The organism is Halorubrum sp. Atlit-8R (assembly GCF_003666025.1).
GTDB classification, from domain to species: domain Archaea; phylum Halobacteriota; class Halobacteria; order Halobacteriales; family Haloferacaceae; genus Halorubrum; species Halorubrum salinarum.
This window is the reverse complement of the sequence record NZ_QPLV01000007.1, coordinates 45,656-63,544: the sequence shown is the minus strand read 5'-3', so window position 1 is coordinate 63,544 and position 17,889 is coordinate 45,656. Positions and strand designations below refer to the sequence as shown.

General features: G+C 55.2%; 17 protein-coding genes. 13 read left to right on the top strand and 4 right to left on the bottom strand.

Going from position 1 to position 17,889, the window contains the following annotated elements; all coding sequences use genetic code 11:
- The first annotated feature begins 11 nt into the window (after window positions 1-11).
- Window positions 12-3,962, top strand: coding sequence for a helicase-related protein (locus DVK05_RS15555; protein WP_121564758.1), 3,951 nt, complete (start codon window positions 12-14; stop codon window positions 3,960-3,962).
- A gap of 260 nt (window positions 3,963-4,222) precedes the next feature.
- Entirely contained in the window at window positions 4,223-4,786 is a 564-nt protein-coding gene (locus tag DVK05_RS15550; protein WP_121564756.1) for a hypothetical protein, read from the top strand.
- A gap of 17 nt (window positions 4,787-4,803) precedes the next feature.
- Here DVK05_RS15550 and DVK05_RS15545 read toward each other — a convergent pair whose 3' ends face one another.
- Window positions 4,804-6,222 carry a hypothetical protein gene (locus DVK05_RS15545; protein WP_233562226.1) on the bottom strand — a complete coding sequence of 473 codons (1,419 nt, stop codon included), beginning with the start codon at window positions 6,220-6,222 and terminating at the stop codon, window positions 4,804-4,806.
- Window positions 6,219-7,643 carry a hypothetical protein gene (locus DVK05_RS15540; protein ID WP_199712346.1) on the bottom strand — a complete coding sequence of 475 codons (1,425 nt, stop codon included), beginning with the start codon at window positions 7,641-7,643 and terminating at the stop codon, window positions 6,219-6,221. The genes DVK05_RS15545 and DVK05_RS15540 overlap by 4 nt, the downstream gene beginning before the upstream one ends.
- A 112-nt stretch (window positions 7,644-7,755) precedes the next feature.
- Between DVK05_RS15540 and DVK05_RS15535 the strand changes: the two genes are divergently transcribed.
- The 5 genes from DVK05_RS15535 to DVK05_RS15515 all read left to right on the top strand — a co-directional run bounded on the left by DVK05_RS15535 (window position 7,756) and on the right by DVK05_RS15515 (window position 10,977).
- A complete protein-coding gene (locus DVK05_RS15535; RefSeq protein WP_121564752.1) occupies window positions 7,756-8,604 on the top strand; it encodes a hypothetical protein in 849 nt (282 codons plus the stop codon).
- Window positions 8,605-8,720: 116 nt separating this feature from the next.
- The gene (locus DVK05_RS15530; protein ID WP_233562223.1) at window positions 8,721-9,398 is read left to right on the top strand and encodes a hypothetical protein; all 678 of its coding nucleotides are present in this window, start codon (window positions 8,721-8,723) and stop codon (window positions 9,396-9,398) included.
- Between the two features lie 90 nt (window positions 9,399-9,488).
- A complete protein-coding gene (locus tag DVK05_RS15525) occupies window positions 9,489-10,055 on the top strand; it encodes a hypothetical protein (protein WP_233562221.1) in 567 nt (188 codons plus the stop codon).
- A gap of 57 nt (window positions 10,056-10,112) precedes the next feature.
- Entirely contained in the window at window positions 10,113-10,547 is a 435-nt protein-coding gene (locus DVK05_RS15520; RefSeq protein ID WP_121564748.1) for a TRAM domain-containing protein, read from the top strand.
- A 157-nt stretch (window positions 10,548-10,704) separates the two neighbouring features.
- Window positions 10,705-10,977, top strand: a complete 273-nt coding sequence (locus DVK05_RS15515) for a hypothetical protein (RefSeq protein ID WP_121564803.1) — start codon at window positions 10,705-10,707, stop codon at window positions 10,975-10,977.
- An 83-nt stretch (window positions 10,978-11,060) separates the two neighbouring features.
- Here DVK05_RS15515 and DVK05_RS15510 read toward each other — a convergent pair whose 3' ends face one another.
- Window positions 11,061-11,756 carry a hypothetical protein gene (locus DVK05_RS15510; RefSeq protein WP_121564746.1) on the bottom strand — a complete coding sequence of 232 codons (696 nt, stop codon included), beginning with the start codon at window positions 11,754-11,756 and terminating at the stop codon, window positions 11,061-11,063.
- Window positions 11,753-12,427, bottom strand: coding sequence for a helix-turn-helix domain-containing protein (locus tag DVK05_RS15505; protein WP_121564744.1), 675 nt, complete (start codon window positions 12,425-12,427; stop codon window positions 11,753-11,755). The genes DVK05_RS15510 and DVK05_RS15505 overlap by 4 nt, the downstream gene beginning before the upstream one ends.
- A 493-nt stretch (window positions 12,428-12,920) precedes the next feature.
- Here DVK05_RS15505 and DVK05_RS15500 point away from each other — a divergent pair, with 493 nt between their 5' ends.
- From DVK05_RS15500 to DVK05_RS15470, 6 genes are all read left to right on the top strand, one after another.
- Window positions 12,921-13,793: a ParA family protein gene (locus tag DVK05_RS15500; protein ID WP_119712862.1), complete on the top strand. Its 873-nt coding sequence runs from the start codon at window positions 12,921-12,923 to the stop codon at window positions 13,791-13,793.
- Window positions 13,786-14,271: a hypothetical protein gene (locus DVK05_RS15495; protein WP_121564742.1), complete on the top strand. Its 486-nt coding sequence runs from the start codon at window positions 13,786-13,788 to the stop codon at window positions 14,269-14,271. Before DVK05_RS15500 ends, DVK05_RS15495 begins: the two co-directional genes overlap by 8 nt.
- A gap of 468 nt (window positions 14,272-14,739) precedes the next feature.
- Entirely contained in the window at window positions 14,740-15,279 is a 540-nt protein-coding gene (locus tag DVK05_RS15485) for a hypothetical protein (protein WP_049983666.1), read from the top strand.
- 100 nt (window positions 15,280-15,379) lie between these two features.
- Window positions 15,380-16,075 (top strand): nucleotidyltransferase domain-containing protein, encoded by a 696-nt coding sequence (locus tag DVK05_RS15480; RefSeq protein WP_196219627.1) that lies wholly within the window; start codon window positions 15,380-15,382, stop codon window positions 16,073-16,075.
- Complete coding sequence (locus DVK05_RS15475; RefSeq protein ID WP_174955904.1) at window positions 16,068-16,577, top strand: DNA-binding protein; 510 nt, start codon at window positions 16,068-16,070, stop codon at window positions 16,575-16,577. The genes DVK05_RS15480 and DVK05_RS15475 overlap by 8 nt, the downstream gene beginning before the upstream one ends.
- Before the next feature lie 27 nt (window positions 16,578-16,604).
- Window positions 16,605-17,855: a phage integrase SAM-like domain-containing protein gene (locus DVK05_RS15470; RefSeq protein WP_049983667.1), complete on the top strand. Its 1,251-nt coding sequence runs from the start codon at window positions 16,605-16,607 to the stop codon at window positions 17,853-17,855.
- Window positions 17,856-17,889 lie beyond the last annotated feature (34 nt).

Sequence of the window (17,889 nt, the reverse complement as noted above, 5' to 3'; positions counted from 1 at the left end):
ACTCCTCCAGAATGACTAATCTACGTGACCGCGAGTGGCAGTCCATCTACGAGAGCAAACCCGAGCAGGGACGCGCCCATCTCGTCAAGGACTTCTACGAGCCCGCATTGGAACGCAGCCAGCAATACGACCGGATTGCGGGCTACTTCTCCAGTACGGCACTCGCGGCTGCTGCCAACGGCATTCACGCCCTCGTCGAGAACGATGGTGAAATGCGTCTCATCGTCGGCACCGAACTGTACGAGTCTGACCGTCCGGTTCTAGAGACGCTCACCGACCGCCTCGAGGAAAACCTCGAGGACCTCGATGACGAACGCCTGGATGCGAACCTCCGTATTCTCGCGCGTCTCCTCCGCGAGGGCCGGATCCACATCAAGGTCGCCTATCCACGCTCTCCCTCTCACGATTGGGAGATCTTCCATCCGAAAGTTGGACTCTTCCACGATAGCGACGGAAACACGATTTCGTTCGAGGGCAGCGTCAACGAGACGGTCGGCGGCTGGGCTCGCAACTATGAGCGGTTCAAAGTTCATCGGTCGTGGGTTCCTGAACAGGCGGACTACGTCGCCGGCGACGAGGAAACCTTCGAGCGACTGTGGAGTGATGAACACCCCTTCGTCGAAGTGTATGACCTCCCCGAGGCGATCGAAGAGGACATCATCGACTGGAAAGCCCCAGACACCGAGAGCGATCTCCAGGAAGCGATTCAGATCGCGAACGGTACAGCTCCGCCGACGGAGCGCGACAAAGCGAACATCATACAGGATGGACCGCTCTCGCCGGGTGGGCTCGCACTGGCCGAGGAAGCGAGCACGATCACGCCGTGGCCACATCAACGAGTTGTCTCGGACACACTCGTCAATACATATCCACAGAGCTTCTTGCTGTGTGACGAGGTGGGGCTCGGGAAGACGATCGAGGCCGGTCTTACACTCTCCCGGCTTGGACTCACCGGGGAGCTTGAAACCGGGCTGTTGCTGGTTCCGGCGAGTCTGCAGCGGCAGTGGCAGGAAGAGCTCTGGGAGAAGTTCAACATCAACGCCGTCCGATTCGACCGGGACACAGCGGGCGATCACGTATTCCGGGATGTCCGCGGTCGCGACCACTATCCACCATCGGCAACGGACCTCGATCTCACTGGGGAGCGCGAATGGGTGGACAGCCCCATCTGGCGGTTCCTCTACAAACAGCAGTCGACTGATACTGACGCATCGTCGCCGCTGGATGGGCCGACGGTCGTCATTATGTCCTGGCATACGGCTCGTCTCGACGACCGGTGGGATCAGGTCGCTCCCTTAGACCGGGTATCCGACCGGTCTCGGGACGTCATACCGGCAAGCTGTCGCGGACGCGACCACGATACGGAAGACCGGATGGGCGTGTGGGACGCCGTCATCGTCGACGAGGCGCACAACGCCCGGCGTGGCAGTAATTTCTACGCTCTTCTCGAACAGCTTCGCGATTATACGCACGCCTACTACCTCTTGACGGCTACCCCGATGCAATTGCACTCTGGCGAACTCTACGATTTGATGCAGTTGCTGGATCTTCCAGGTGGTTGGGATAACCGGGATACCTTCATGGAGTTCTTCGAAACCCGAGACGGGCTGTCGCAGGCCCTCAACGAGGTTCTCGACAACCCTAGTTCAGAGTCCGACGAAGCGGAGGCTTCCTGGGACACGCAAGCCACGCTCGATGGACTGGAACACCAAGACCGGCTCCCGACGGACCGACCATTCTCCTCAAAAGTCTTCCAGCACCTTGCAGACGAACTCGAGATCAATGAGGACAGACAGGACCGTGCCATTGCCAAAGAGCGTGTGCTGACCGCGTGCCGGCTCGCACGAGCCTATGGAGACGCCTACGACGGCTATCTCGACCATGTCGACGACGCGATGGCAGATTATGACATCGACCGCTTCGAGGCGAGCGAGGATACGAAACTCAAACGGCTCCTCTATCCTGAAGACGCCGACGAGTGGTTGATGGCGTCCCGCAGCGACCGACAGGACGCACTTGACGAACTTTCCCCGGGCGGTTGGCGAGTCATCTGCGATGTTCTCGCAGAGTCCACGCCCGTCGACGCCCTCATCCACCGGAATACACGGGATACACTCCGGAAGTACGAGGCGGTCGGTCTCCTTGATACGACCGTTCCGAACCGAAATCCCGAACAACGGAAAATCGAACTCACCGAGGAGACACGGGCGGTCTACGACCAGATCGACGAGTACACACGTGAGTTCTACAAGCGAGCCCAACAGACTGACGAAGCCCAAACACGCGCCATCGGGTTCGTGATGACCACGTACCGACAGCGACTCACGTCGAGTGTCTATGCGATCAGTCAGAGCCTGAAACACCGGCTTGAGACACTTCGGGCTCAACGAACCGTGCTTGCCGGACGGGAACGCGCTCGTGATCGGGACTATGGTGATGCGGAGCAGGTCGTCCTCGAAACGCTACAAAACGCGGACCTCGACGACGGGGACGTTTTGGATGAACTCGACGCTAGTAGCGACGACCTGGACCTCTCTGAACTCATCCCGAGCGTGACTGAAGAGGGGAAACAGCTTATCGAGGAAGAAATCGAGGCCCTGGAAGCGTTCGTCAACGACTTAGACTTGGTTGATACAGACCCGAAGATTCAGCAGCTGTACAACGACCTCGATGAGCTGGACCGGGCTGGTCACAACCGGGTGATTGTCTTCACGCAGTACGCGGACACAATGGACTTCATCCGGGACAGTCTCGCGGACCTTCTTGGAGCGACAATCGCGACGTACTCTGGTCGTGGCGGCGAGCTGTACGACCCCGATTCTGAAACGTGGGAGCACGTCGGGAAAGAGCGCGTGAAGCGTGAATTCTCACGTGATGATGGGCAGGTCGATATCCTCGTCTGTACCGACTCCGCGAGTGAGGGGCTAAACCTCCAGGAGTGTGGGGCGCTCATCAATTACGACCTGCCGTGGAACCCGATGCGAGTTGAACAGCGTATCGGTCGGATTGACCGCATCGGCCAACGATTCGACGAGATTCGCATTCTCAACTACAGCTACGAGGATACGGTTGAGACGGACATCTACGATCGCCTTGACGACCGGATTGGCCTCTTCGAAAACGTCGTCGGTGAGATGCAACCCATACTCTCCGGCGTCAGCCAACAGATTCGGGATGCGACCTTGAACGCCGACAGCGCTGACGACCAGTCTGCGGTCGAATCAGCTGACCGCGAGTTCTCTGAAGAACTCGAAGAACGCGATCAGGGCGACCGCGTCGATGTCGGAGAGTCACTCGAGGACGTCGACGACCTCGTCGCTCAGGACGTCGTCGACGAAGCAAAACTTGATGCGTGGCAGTCCTACAGTCACCCGGATCTCGTCGACGTCGGCGAGGAGGAGTACGAGTACCAACCCCCGTTCGAGACACCGAGTCTTCAGTCAGTATTGGTCGATAACGATGCGCTTGCCGAGGCCGGTGTCGAATTCACCCCGGTTCACGAGATTGATTTTGAGTACGATGATGGAGACTTCGACTTTGCGGACAGTACATATCGTCTCTCGGTAGGTGGCGCACCGATTGAGGTCCCAGCCGGGGATGGGGAACAGACGATTGCACAGGCTATTGCGACTGGTGCTGACGAAGTGGCGGTGACGTTCTCGGCTGTATGTGCTGACGAGTTCCCATCCGTTCAGCATCTTGCACCAGGTCATCCACTTCTAGGACAGCTCCTCACAGTACTGCAGGATGTGAGTAAGGATACGTCGCGACTCCAACAGCGAATCGTAACTCGACCCGATCAAGACCAAGAGCCAGTCGTGTGTGCGTGGGGGCGGGACGGCGTGTTTACCCGGATTGCAGGCGATGGGACAGTGACTGAAAATGGACCGATGGATTCCCTTCCGACGTGGTGTGATCAATTCCTCGATAACCGAGAGAAGTCAACAAAGCAGCCACAGTAGCTGGGTAGTTTTGTAAGTATGGACTTCCCAGATGAACCAATAGATGCCAAATACTGCTCTTGAAGCAAATCTCCGCGCTATCGGGGACGGTGCGAGACTGGAACAGTTAGCTGTTGACTTGCTTGGTCGAGAAGGATACGACGTCGTTCAACCGGCGTGAGGGGTCCGGATGGTGGGAGGGATGCACTTTTTGAATGCTCGGGAAAATCTGGCGTGCTCCATTAGCTATCTCTTTGTGGCTCCGATTAGACTCGGACAATATGCCGAAGCCGGATATTGAAGTCCTCGACGACGGCGACGCCTATCCATATTCGTCGCATATCAGCGTAGACGGTACAGAACTCCAGCTGGGCGATCTTCTTCTCGTGTTTGATTCTCCCGATGACAATAGTGTCAGCTTCTTCGAGCGTGTCTATGGGTTCACTTGGCCGGGAATCATCACTCACGTCGTCGATGGGCCGATTCCTGCTGAGTTTCACAATTTCGAGGACTTTGCTGCGGATCTCGACAGCGGGAAGATCGCGGTCGGCAGCAAACGCGAGCAAACGAGCTTCTTCGTCGACGAAGACACCGTCCGCACGATCACCCTCTACCGATACCAGTACCAGGGCGGGTGGCAGCCGATCGTGATTGATGAGCGACGAGATCCACTGGAGAACACCCCCTTCAATGAATCAATTACTCTCTGTGAAGATGGAGAGCAGGTAATTGAAGAACTACTCGGGACGAGTTCCCCTGAGGAGAAGCAGGAGGTTGAGCATATCTGCGAATTTCTGCGGTCTGCTGGTTATCAGCTAGATCCAATCTCTGATTCAGACGAATAAGCCTCTCACTCACCGATTCACATATAGTAGAAATACTGTGGCCGAACCTCTGAAATGGACTCCGTATCTACCTCGGAGAGGATTGTACCGACACGCTTTGCAACACTCACGGTTGCGGGCATCCGAATTGCGTAGTCCGATGTATTCCAGTCGAGTTTTGTGAAAAAGAGAATCTCCTTACAGATCTCTAACGAGGGTGTCTCACAAATCTCGTCAGGTCGGATCTCAATCGGTGATGGTACTCCACTCCCCTGATAGGTCGTCTCTTCCGGGACATATCCGGATGTGTAGAGATAGTGGACGTCGTCATCAGGGACGCTCAGGAGGGTTCCCCGCATGGCGGGATAATCCGTAGGCGGGAACAACCTGACCTTTGGCCGCCTACGAACCCAGACTAGATCTAAATCGCGAACACCGTCTGTGGCATCAAGCAACCCTTCACGTTCTTCTTCCCAGAAGACAGATGGCTTATGTAGGACGAACCGGCTGGGACGTGTCCCTTTCTGAGCTTCGTAATATTCCAAAATCTGCTCACCTACCTGCCTAGCCGCCTCATATGAGAGGTGGGGAGATCCATTCTCGTCCTCGGTGATATCCGGGAGTGGATCGCTCTGGAGGATAATATGGTCCCGTCCGTGAAAGACGTGAGCAAGAGCAGCTCGAATTACATCATCTCCTTCGTCTCGCTCTCTGTAGAACGAGAGTCCTGCGTAGCAGTGCCCATCTTCGATCTGCCGAGTTTTCCAGGGATGCCCTCGTTGAGACTTGTATAGAAGTCCAACTGTGAGATTCCAGGCCCGAGATGCTCGCTGTCGGTCAGTACGGATTGCAAGTGTGGATGGCTTAATCAGCTGTGTGGGGATTCGAGCCTCCATCCCGATCAGCTTGATTCGATTTCGCAGATCAGAACCTTCCGACTGGATTCGCGCATGGTCTTGGTTCTCAGGAGTACACGCGTCCATCACTTCTTGCGGAATACAGACGATGATTGCGTTCGGCTGAACCGAATCCCGTTCGATTATCTCTATGTCTTTCCGCACTAGCTTCAGGAATCGCTCCATCCGATCTCTGGGGGTCGATTTACTCGTAACAGATTGGATGTCTCGTCGACGGATTTGGCGTCTCCAGCCCTTTTTTGCATTAATAGAGAGATTGAGCGGGGAACTCTTACCTAGCCCGGGATACGGAACCTGCCACGGATTATCACTTGTTCCTGGATGGATCCCGACCTCCATATCATGAAGTAGTTCGGTCAACCGGCGGATCGAATCTCGATCGCCGATAATCCCGAGTTTGATTGTGTGGTGTCCTTCCTCATAGAGCCGTGGACCATATCTGATGAGGCCTCGTTTGGGAGAGGTTTCAGTACCCCCTTCAAACTGAATCTCTGGCTCCTCGAGGTGACGAAGCGTGAACGGGGTATCTTCAGGCGTCATTGTTCAATTCCACCTGTGTTTTCGAGATCAGAAGCTGACTCGATGATCTCATCACGTTCGTCTCCGTCTTTGGGCGGGCGGACATTGAGGGACAGCGAGTCAACTCTGGTTACTTCGAGTTCCTTTACGACGGGTATCTTTTCACCCATAAACCGGTCAAGCTGGGTCTGATCCGACATCAGCAACTCTTCCCAGACACGCAGTTGGCGGTCGTACTTACTATTCTGGGCGTGGAAACGATTTGGCGAGAAGTCGTTTTGGAGCCGTGATTTACGCTCGCCTGTTACAGGTCGACGACCATCTGAAGTGAAAACCTGTGTGGGTAGCAGAACGTAGTAGTATTCTCTCGCATAGCGCCGTACTCGTACTTTGACACCGCGATGGATGACATCGGGGTAGGAGTCTAACTCCTTTGCGACCCATGATCGACCTAGTTTTCGTTCGGTACCGTGCTGTCTGCGATCCAGTTCCGGGTATACGGTTGTTCCTTTCTCACGGTCGATGAGACAATCGTTGTCTCTTGCAACGAGAGTGAATATCCCTCTGAGAAGCGACCTTACGATGTTTTCGCGTTCTTCCTCTTGAGAACCTGATCGAAGGAACTCCTCGAAATCCTGTGTTTCGAAACGGTCCTCGTGGAGGTAATGACGAGTAGACCCCGGAAGATGATCCGGATGAACGAGCGAATACAATTTCCGCTCGTGAAGCTTGATGGGGAACGCTTCGTTGTTGTAATTATAGACGCGAGCAGATTCGGCTTCCTCTGTCGTCTCTATGATGTACAGTGTCTCAGGGTAGCGGGTTACCTGAAACAGATTCGTCGCATATTCTGTTTCCTCAGAAACCGGTTCATACGAATGAAGATATGGTTCGTACTGGAACCGTTCTGTTTTCTCGAGTTGATGAGCTTGTTGACGGAGGTCATCGTATGTACCTACGAAAACATGGGTATCAATAGCAAAATCTCGGAACTCATCTACATCAGTATCATCTAGCCGATCTACGACCTCATCGTTAACGCTGTCTTTGAGTTTTTCGTAGAAGTCGACCAGTTTCTGATTATCGGTGACATCACGATCGAACAGGGCTTTCCAGAGCTGGTCATTAGAGAGAGTCTCCGCAAAAATATAGAAATCAAATCGGTGGGGTTGGGGCTGTTTGATGTATTCGAGGAAATACCGGGCGAGTTCGTCTCTAAAATCGTTCGGGCTGAGACCTGTGGAATACGCTTTCGCCTCGGCTACCACTTTATCGCCCGTAGCTTTGTTCACAAACTGAATATCGTCAAGCGTGGAGTGGAAAGCTGAATCCCGCTCAACCATGTAATTCAGCCCTTCCATGTACTCAATGACGACTTCCTTATAGTCCTCCCCGCGTCGCGCTGTCCCTTCCCGCTCTTTATATAGATTGTAGATGGGCACGATGTATCTCGTTACAAGGAAGTCTCGTGTGAATTACTTTTCCCTCAGTCGTTGGATAGTCTACTGGGACCCGACGGTACTTCTATAAAACGAGCGGTAGATATTGGATATAATGAACCGCGAGGACTTGGGAACGACTCTGCGCCTCCTCAATCGCGAACGTGGGGCTGCGGATGCGCTGCCGAAAAAGTCGCTTCACAAGCTCCTCTATCGTGTTGACGTCAAATCTGCCGAGCAAAATTTGGACATCGAGATTCCGTATTATTGGTATCTCTTTGGTACCGTCTCTCCAGCCACGCCCTCGACTGTCCCCTCAGCCAGTATTAACGAGCCCGGACTTGAAGATCGCCTACGTTCTGTTGTCTCAGAGGCGCTCTCTGAATATTACGAACATGGATTAGAATGGCTCACTGACAGAATGTATGATGATGCGCCGTATCAGGTTCAGCGGGATTTTCGGGAGTTAGATAAGAAAATACGAACGTTACATACGGAGTATCACGATTTCTTTGAGGTTGACCCAAGCAGAGAATCGGTACTCAGCTCCGTCCACGACACTTTTGAATCATTTCCAAACGACCGATTTCCGGAGTACGATCGACCACTAATCAAGTGGTATAACGCGGTCACTCGAGAACTCCATTCGCATTCTCCTGATCCCTCCAGATTGATGACGGTGAATGTAACGTTCTGGCGTATCTTTGCACTCGAGCTTGCTCAACGGCATGCCCAGGGAATGTCTCCGGAAGAGGTTCGTGGGAACCTCGGTATAACCTCGTTTGAGGAGGCTCGGAGTTCTGCGATTCAGAAACTTGACGAATTCGAAGAGGAAGACCTTGATGCGAAATTTTCTGGATTACCGACTGAACTCGAATCTGAACGGAGTGCAGCTGACGAACTTGTTGCTCCGATTCTTGAACGCCGGGGAATTGCGCACGAAGATCTCCATCCGGGCCAATGACTCGATACTTCGTAGACACTAACGTCCTCATTGGACTCACGTTTTCTCACGATCGGTGGGCCGTAGAAGCAGAGCGTATCCTAGACGGTCATAACACGCTCTTCACGAGTGAGTTTGTGATCTACGAGTATTGCAGCCGTCCACAAGGAGCGCCTCGAGTTGTGTCTGACCCCGATCAGCTACAGGTTGACCCTGACGATACCGATGGCGTGTTCGGGACCGTTCTTGAAGACTTTCAAGAGAACGTCGAGGATAATATCCCAATGTACAACCGAGAAATCGATTTACAGCGCTACGATGGGCTTTCCTTTGAGAGGATCTTAGAGATTTTCTTCGATAATATTGAGGTTCGAAGTCAGGCCAAGCCACACTTTGTTCGACACTTCCAGGACTACTTCTCCTCGCGTGAAATCACCCCACGGAATGCGAAACGGTGTGTCGAAGATCTTCGAGATCGTGTTCTCCACGACGCAAAGGAGCGGAAAGACGCACTAATGGATGCTGTCCACGTCATGTCGTCAACTTATGACGATCAGGAGCGCGCTCGCGGTCTAGTCAAGGAGCACATCGGAATTCGGGAGTCCCGGATTCCTCCAGTAGACTCTCAGTGGCTTCTTGACGCAATAGGGCTTGCAGAACGCGATGTGCTTCAGCGTATTGTGACCGGAGATAAGAAAGACATTGTCCGATATCAGCAACAGCTGACGTCATTATTTGATGTTTCAATCCTCTATATTTTGGATGAGTTTCATACGCGTTCCCAAGTCGGTCAGGATTCACACGAGATCCTCTGATTACGCAACGACTGGTAAGAAGGTACACTGTCGCGGAGCTGAGGTCCACTCTGACAGGAAATACTTATGGGTGCCCTCCGGACGAAGCGTATGGGACTCTTTGAGACCTTATTTAGCTCATCCACTGGGGATACTGTCCCTCAGGCACAGCAACCGAGTCAGCACGAAATCTTCCCCGAGGACAAGCACAATGTCGCATACGCTGTAGCCGCTCGGCGTGAAGAAATTCGGGCGTTAGAACGCCTGCTAGAAGCGGATCAGACCTCACCTACCGCCTTGGAGGCTGAGCCTTTCCTTCAGGATATAATCGAAGAGATGGAGCGGGATCGGGAATACTCCCTCCGCCTTCGCACCTCTGGGGAGGAGCTCGTCGACGATATCCGTGAACTCATAGAGCATTGGGACAATCAGGTAGATGAGCAGATAGGGACGATTTGGTGGCCTATCGGGGCAGATACGACGTTCAGGCTGTACGTCCATTATCTGGAACTCCGTGCTGACGCGGAGGATGACCAATTTTCGTTCCCGGAGTCTGCTGGACAGGTTCACACTCTCGTCCAGCGTGGTCTCAGTGCAATAGAAGATGATGACGACTCGAAGCTCGCTGTAGTCCATAAGCGAGACATTCCTTGGGAAGAACCAGCTGAGGACAGCTGATCCAGTTCGCTCCTTCTCAAAGAGACCGATTAATTGTATCCAGTATCAAACCCAGTTATGGTAGAAATCTCAGACTCCCTGTGTTCGCTTTTCACTGCGAAAATTAAGGAGGAGGATGGCACTTTCGTCATCGAGATTCCTCCGAGTGAGATCAAGCACGGGGCGCTGACCGGTGATGAAACGTACCGCATCGCTCTCCTTGATTCCTCCTCCAAAGCTGAATCAACATCTCCACAGGGCCCACGGCATCCCGCTACTCAGGGGAGCACGAGCCACGATTCATCTGGTCCTCCTGTTGATGAGGGAGAAGTGCGCGACGTGACAATCGAAACCGTCGGTGATCAAGGAGACGGTATTGCGAAAGTCGAACGGGGGTACGTCGTGATCGTTCCCGGCGCTCAACCCGGCGACGAGCCAACAGTCGAAATCGAACAAGTTCAGGAGAACGTCGCGTTTGCGAGCATCGCCGATAGCGATCCGCGAGCACTCTAACCCATTGCCCCTTCTGTGAATCGGTCTTCTTCTCGGTAAACCATCGGTGTGAGAAGGCTCCGTTCGCGTTTGTCTGATGGAGGTGGTTCTGAAAGTCACGTCACGTTTTCTTCACGCGTTCGCGATGGCACAACCTTCCAAGGCCGATATTCAATCTATGACAAAGGAACCGATTGAGGTACTCGACGACCTGGCCAACCAGGTCGCCGATGAGTTCGAGGCGTATAGACAGCCGGACGAGTTCAAGGATGTCTCGCTCGTGATCGAGAACAGCGACGAGGAGCGTCCGACGCTGATCGTCCACGTCGATAGGGAAGATGCGGAATCCCTTGCCGACCGTATTGAGGAGTTCCTCCGCGAGCATGGTGCTCGTACTGAACGGGAACGACACTCAGCTACGGATGTCCGTGTGTTAGCGACGGTCGACTGATACCGCCCCTCCAATTTTTTGGCTGAGTGTAAGCACCGCTGAAGGCCCTATCTTCACTTCCGATCAAGGGGGCCCCGACCGCTTCAGCTCAGGTAGTCAATCTGTGCAGACAGATACTCTTGGAGAGCGGTGACCGTTTCTTCTGAGACAGCTGAGGCCCCGAAGTCACTCCGAAATCCGTGTTTGAGTTCGTCACTCTCCAAGATCTCCAGACCACGCTCAAGTTGCTCCCGGAGCCCATCGTCGCCTCCTCGCCGCAGGTGGGGTGTGACAGCGTCGAGGTCGATCTCTTCAGCCACTGCCAAGACGTCCCGAAGGTCCGTTTCTCGGCCGCTGTGGAGCTTTGCAGCCACGAGGACTGCCCCATCGATGACTCTAGCCGTCGTCGTCACTGTGCCCCCGCTCACCTCCTGTTGGTGGCTGTGGTCGTACAGGTAGTCGAACGACCACTGTGCCTCGGTCTGACGACACCCGAGTCCGTTCACCAAGAGGTCGAAGCCGATCGGCTGTTGCGGCGTGAGCCGCTTTTCGTACTCGATCACCTCTGTATCGTAGAACCACTCCTTGGCGTGGCTGTCCGTTTCCTCGAAGTTCCGACGTTCGAGGAATTCGACGAAGTCAGCTTTGGAGTCCGGCGCGACGACGATATCGAGATCCGTGGAGAAGCGAGCATTGAACGCTGAGACAGCGTACCCGCCGACGAGAACGTACTCGTGGCCCTCTTGGGTGAGCTCCTCGAGCAGTTCTATGAGCGCGTCACTTCGGTTGTTGAAGCTCATGGCTGTGCCCGTTCGGTCTCTCGATACGTGACGCCGAGGTCGAGGTCCTCGTACATCCGGTCGAGCATCGCGAGCGCCGACTGGAACTGGGCGTAGTTCTCACGCATATACTCGATTGTCTCTGCTCTCGGTATCACCGGGTAGCCCTCGACGTGCTCGATGTCGAGGGACGGCCCTGGCTCGATGACGATCTGTAGCGCTCCGTCCAGCTCGTGACGGGGCTGTCGTTCGAATGCGGTCGGGAGGTCGAACGACTCGAAAAACGCCTCCCAAGCGTCGACGTCCTCCTCACGGACGGCCAGAAACAGTGGATAGTCGTTGGGCTCGCGACCGACCTGATAGCCGCCCTGGGTCCACACGTAGACGGCGTCGATCCGTGTGAATGCGAACGGCCAGTCACCGAACTGCGGGATGACGTAGGCCTCCTCGATGGATGGTGGACTGACGCCGGCACTGGCAGCGACGAGCTCTCGTGCTGCGTCCCTCACGCGCTCGTCGACGACTGAGAGGCCGTCGTCATAGCGGACGTAACCTGCGTCTTCGAGTCGGTTGACGGCCTGTCTCACCGTCTCGTACGGTGTGTGGAGGTGTTGGGCGACACGGCGGATGGAGTCACCACTCTCGATAGCGAGGATGACCTGCGCCGCGGTGTCGTCGAGAACCTCGTACATCTGGTAGTTACCAATAATCCGGTAACAGTTAAAAGTCTTACTAGAGGACGGGGTAGAACGGTTCTGTCTGAGTTCTATTACTCAGGACTCTCCTATTGAATGACTGAAGAATGTAGATCTCATAGCCAATCTGCATAATGTGGATAATGTAGATAATGCAAATTGGGCTTCTTCAATTGGTTCGTGTGGGTGGCAAAGATTGCGATGAATACGTATGAAATGCTGATAATCTAAATTATGTAGATTGCGTAGAGTCGACGGTGACTTTGACAATTGAGATTGTGCCAACAATCTACGTAATGTACAAAATGTAGATTGTGTGGATGGCGTCCGCAATCTGTCTGACACAGAATTAAGATGGACGAGCTTCATTGACCGCGTATGACCAGTACGAAACTTACATTATCGACAAAACTCGCGCAACCTTCAACATCTACCCAATGTACATTACCTACAAAATGTACAAAATCCGCTGCTTACGGGGTGCTGAGCTATGAGTGCTGACGAGTTTGAAGGGCTCCCCGGAGCAGCTGTCTCGTTGCTCAAGGGAGGGGTAGGGAAATCCACGATCGCGCTCAACATCGCTGATCGACTCGCTGCTCGTGGCCATGAGACGGTACTATTGGATCTGGATAAGGACGGGCATATGACGACCCAGTTGGGATACGACGATGCGTACGACCGAGATGCGAACCTCGGTGACGCCCTTATCGATGGTGAGGACCCTGAAGACCTGCTTATCGAGACGGACTTCGGCGTTCACTTACTCCCGTCGAGTAACGAGCTCGAGAACGTCGAGACGAGGCTGAAGGACGAACGGTTCGCAGACGTGAAGCTTCGACGGAACGTTGTCGATCCACTCATTCAAAACGGATACGACTACGTGATAATTGATGCCGCAGGCGGCCGTGGGAAACTCTCCGACAACGCCCTCATCGCCGTCCAGCGCGTCATAATCCCGCTAATCCCGCGTGCTGGCTCGATCAACGGCCTCAATAAGATGATTGAACGCCAGATCTCCCCAATCCGGCAGAATATCGGGTTGGATATCCTCGCAGTCACTCCGAATATGATTCGCGAAACAATGGGACAACGCAACGAGCATCGGACTCTCGTTGAAAATCTCAACCGGGAGTTCGGTTCATTCGTCCCCGAGTACGCTCGTGTGGACCCGGAGGTCTTCGATGCCCTCGATGATTCGGGACGCACCATCGATAGTATTCCAAAGCCAGGGATTCGCGAACGGACCGCGATTTCTCGCGCGTTCAAGCAAGGAATGCCGGTCTCGGAGTTCGACGAAGATTGCGACCAGATCCCGAATTTCGACCACTTAGCGGACCTCGTGGAGGAACACAGCCATGCCTAATGAGGACGACCGTTTCGGGGACGTCGCTGAACAGCTCAAACAAACGGAGGAAGGAGCCGAATCGGATGACGACGAACGTACTGACACCCAGGATGAACCGCAACCGGATGAAGAGATAATTCCTGAGGACACAGAGTCGGAGACTGAGTCTATTCCTGAGCAGGATGAGGAGGATGTGGACGAATCCACCGGTGGACCGGCCTTCTCCTTTGATAAGACCGATATGCACGGCTTCTATGTCCGGGAGGACACGTGGAATGGCGTCACCCGGATGCGATCATCGGTAACTGCTGCGTGCTCTATGTTTGATGTTCCCGAATTTGAAGGAAGAGAGTTTCAAGATGCGTGTCTCCGGGTAATTGCGGACCACGGTGATGAGGTCGCCCTCCAGATCCTCCGGGAGCGTGGTATCGAAGCCGATGAGGAACGTGTTCAGGAAGTTGTGGAGATGCTGAGCGAGCAAGCTACGAACGACTAATATTAGATTTGGGTGATTTTCCCCATCATTCAGATTTCGTGCGCATTGTACATAATGCAGATTGTGTAGCAAGCCATCTGCTTGCAGTCTCGCGATTATTCACGGAACCGGGTCCGAACGGCGGTCGCGGTTTTGATATAGCGGTATATGATTTATAACGTTGGCCAAAACCGAATTTCGGGGGATAGAACCCTTCTATCATAGGAAAAATGGTTATAAGACTTCTGTCACCGGTGGTCCTGATTACACGAATAATCACGACCACTTTGAAGTACCCCACCGCCGTCGGTGAAGCACGAATGCTGCAATCGGCTCAGAAAGACGCTTCCCCCAGGGTAGAGCCGCCAAGAACAGGGTTCGAGATTTCTCTGACTCTTTTCAGCCGAGTCCGCGGAGATGGCGAGGGCAGTCCTCGTGATAGACTAAATGCCTGTGACCTATTTTATGACACGGCACGAACGGGGTTATATGACTGGAGGTGAATCGATTTCCGAGGGTCCGATGGAACGCCAACCCACGGGTGAAGACCGGGTGCGGATGGTCGCCCGACAGGTTTCAGACCCGCGGACAGCAAACTGGATCGCCTCCGAAGCAGACTGGTCACACGGGCCGACCAAACGCGTCCTCGAACATCTCGTCGACGACGACATCCTCCACCGTGACGACACCGGGGGCCACACGACATACTTCCCCGATTATCGCCGTCAAGCGCTCACGGAGGCCATACGCCTTCGGGACAGCGACTACACCGTCGAAGACCTCACCGAACGGCTCACCGAGATGAACGCTCAGATCCGAGGATGGAAGGTCGAGTTCGATGTCGAGTCACCGAACCAACTTCGCGAGACGATCGCTGACCAGGTACTCGACGTCACCGAAGAGGATCGTCGCCGAGAGATCGCGCGTGAGTGGGAACAGCTCCAACGGCGAATCGAAATTGTGGGTTTTGCTATCCGAGAGTGGGACTTTCTAGCCCCAGCGACCGAACGCGGTGAGACCCGGAGGTGACGGACCTCGTTCTCCGCACGTCCGTTGCTGGCAGATGAATATTTAGGCTGATTCCGACTCACATATAATGTTTTTATAGTAGTGGTCCGTGATACGGCACATGAACCGCGAGACGGATAGTACGAATTCGTCTGGAGCAGCTATTTCTCTTTCAATACCCCCTTCAGATCCGACTTTATTCAAACACAAGGCGACGAGCGACGTCCTTCTCTTTTTAACAAACCACCGATTCAGTGACTTCTCACTGCGAGAACTCGCGACACAGATCGGTCACTCACACCAGTCTGTCCGACGGGCAGTAAACGTTCTCAGCGCGAACGACTTGGTCGTCGAATCGCCCGAAAGCAACCAGCGACTCGTCCAGATCAACAGACAGCGCCTGTCGATTCCAGACGATCCGATCCTCCGGATCCCCCAACCAGAGTATCATCAACCCGTCAAAGCTGCGGTTACGGAGCTTCGTGAGAACATCAACGACGTCGTCGGCATCATCCTCTATGGGAGTGTGGCTCGAGGCGAGGCTGACCGACGGAGCGATATCGATCTCTGGGTGCTAACCCGGTCTGGGCGGGCCGAAAGCCAACGAGAAGCGAACACCATTGCCCGTGACCTCGAAGACACGGAGTTCGATGGTGACCGATACGCCTACGATATCGATGTCGAGGCCGTCCAGGCGATCCCGGCGTACACCGAAGACATCCGAGAAATCGTCGTTTCAGGGATTCCGGTCTACAAGACGAATGACTTCGAAACCGTCGAGAACCTCCTCTTGGAGGAAGGAGCCTCTGATGAGTAACGGCTCGGACCCGACCGCTGTGCTCACAGCACTCGACCGCGCACAGGATGCCTTCGAGATGGTCGGACGCGGGCGAACAGCGTTCGAGGACGGGATTAGTGCCGACGAAGACTGGAAGACACAGTTGACGAAAGCGTGCCGCCTCCTCGAGGTCGTGGACACGCTCCAATCACAGGATGGGTATTACACGGCCGTCATCGAAGTCTGTTTCGGCGCGATTGAACGGTCGATCGAGGCGTACGCGCTCGCGATGACGAACGATACGCTTCAGGACTTTCAGGACCACCAGTTCAGCTACGAGCGTGCCCACCAAATTGGGCTGTTTGAGCGGGAGACTGCAGAGGCGATGAAGGACCTCTACAGCGAGAACCGGACAGAGAGTTATTACGGCGGGGGGCGTCCAACCGAAGAGCAGGCGGAAGCAATGACTGACCTCGCCGGCGCTGTCCATCAGTTCGCAGTGAGCCAGATTCGGGAAGGCGGCGTCTGTCTGTGTGACTGACTACGTTCAACAGTTCAGGAGAGCACTATGGACCGGAATACACCGACGGAACGGACGCCATTGACCTCACTCTCCGAGTCGTTCGAGCGCTACCTCCAGGACAAGGGGAAAGGCCGTGGAGGCGACGGCGGGAATTATCGACGCAACGCCGCCCGCGAACTCGAGCGGTTCGCCGAGTGGGCCGCCGGCGACCGCGGGGGCGACGACTGGACCGGGATCGTCCCCGACGACGTCGACCGCGACCCCACTTTCGAGGACCTCGACGAACGCGTGTTCCGGGAGTACGCCCGGCATCTCGCCGGCGATCGAGGACTCAAACAGAACACGGTACAAACCTACTATCGCTATATCTCTGCGTGGTGTGGCTGGTGCGTCAACGAGGGATATCTTGAGGCCCACTACGCGCAGCGAGCGAGTGCGATGGCGCCGCTGCCGGAGGACGACGGCCGCAAGCCCGGCGACCAGCAGGCCTGGACGTCCGAACAGCGCCACGCCCTCACCCGCCACGTCGACGAACGGGCTCGCGACGCCGTCGAAGCGTACACGACACTCCTAGAGGATACTGACCCCCTCGACAAGCAGCGAGCGCGCTACGCGGCGCTGAAGGCGGCTCGTGACCGGGCGCTGGTGTTCGTCCTCGCGTACACCGCCGTTCGGGTCGGTGAACTTCTCCGGGACCCGAACGATCCGCGTCGACGTGGCGTCCGCTGGGAGGACCTCTCGCTTGACGAGGGGAGTATGGACGTCTACCGGAAGAAACAACAGTGGGACGCCGCCAGTCTCCCCGATCCGGTGATCTCGCCGCTGCGGAGCTATCGTCGGCTTATGGACCCACCAACTGAGCGCTGGCCGGTGTTCCCGACGTTCGACCAACGGACGCTTGCAGGGCTCGTCCGGGAAGAGCTAGCCGAACGAGGGGAACATCCGGAGGCAATCGCCGAACGCCGTGCGGAGTACGCTCGCGACCTCCTCCTGGCGCTTGAGGAGGACATTCGGCCGCCGTCGATCACGACGGACGGCGCACGGTCGATTCTTCAGCGGCTCTCGGAGACCGCAGAGATCGATATCGACCATCCGAAACACGATTATCTTGCTCCGCACGGTGGTCGGCGTGGGATGGGTGAAGTGCTCGTTCGAGCATTCGGATATACTGTCGCCGCCCGGTATCTCGATAATTCGGAGGAAATGGTCCGTGAGCGGTACTCGCATATCGAGGCCGGCGAACTGGGGGATGTCGCCACCGAGGCGCTCAACGAGATCGACAGTATACCCCGGTAACTCGTATTTCGAGTACGAAGGATACACCGCCGCG

Bases quoted from the DNA above. Each gene is read 5' to 3' on its own strand.
- DVK05_RS15555 (WP_121564758.1), top strand. From the start codon at position 12: ATGACTAATCTACGTGACCGCGAGTGGCAGTCCATCTACGAGAGCAAA.
- DVK05_RS15550 (WP_121564756.1), top strand. From the start codon at position 4,223: ATGCCGAAGCCGGATATTGAAGTCCTCGACGACGGCGACGCCTATCCA.
- DVK05_RS15545 (WP_233562226.1), bottom strand. From the start codon at position 6,222: ATGACGCCTGAAGATACCCCGTTCACGCTTCGTCACCTCGAGGAGCCA.
- DVK05_RS15535 (WP_121564752.1), top strand. From the start codon at position 7,756: ATGAACCGCGAGGACTTGGGAACGACTCTGCGCCTCCTCAATCGCGAA.
- DVK05_RS15525 (WP_233562221.1), top strand. From the start codon at position 9,489: ATGGGACTCTTTGAGACCTTATTTAGCTCATCCACTGGGGATACTGTC.
- DVK05_RS15520 (WP_121564748.1), top strand. From the start codon at position 10,113: ATGGTAGAAATCTCAGACTCCCTGTGTTCGCTTTTCACTGCGAAAATT.
- DVK05_RS15515 (WP_121564803.1), top strand. From the start codon at position 10,705: ATGACAAAGGAACCGATTGAGGTACTCGACGACCTGGCCAACCAGGTC.
- DVK05_RS15510 (WP_121564746.1), bottom strand. From the start codon at position 11,756: ATGAGCTTCAACAACCGAAGTGACGCGCTCATAGAACTGCTCGAGGAG.
- DVK05_RS15505 (WP_121564744.1), bottom strand. From the start codon at position 12,427: ATGTACGAGGTTCTCGACGACACCGCGGCGCAGGTCATCCTCGCTATC.
- DVK05_RS15500 (WP_119712862.1), top strand. From the start codon at position 12,921: ATGAGTGCTGACGAGTTTGAAGGGCTCCCCGGAGCAGCTGTCTCGTTG.
- DVK05_RS15495 (WP_121564742.1), top strand. From the start codon at position 13,786: ATGCCTAATGAGGACGACCGTTTCGGGGACGTCGCTGAACAGCTCAAA.
- DVK05_RS15485 (WP_049983666.1), top strand. From the start codon at position 14,740: ATGACTGGAGGTGAATCGATTTCCGAGGGTCCGATGGAACGCCAACCC.
- DVK05_RS15480 (WP_196219627.1), top strand. From the start codon at position 15,380: ATGAACCGCGAGACGGATAGTACGAATTCGTCTGGAGCAGCTATTTCT.
- DVK05_RS15475 (WP_174955904.1), top strand. From the start codon at position 16,068: ATGAGTAACGGCTCGGACCCGACCGCTGTGCTCACAGCACTCGACCGC.
- DVK05_RS15470 (WP_049983667.1), top strand. From the start codon at position 16,605: ATGGACCGGAATACACCGACGGAACGGACGCCATTGACCTCACTCTCC.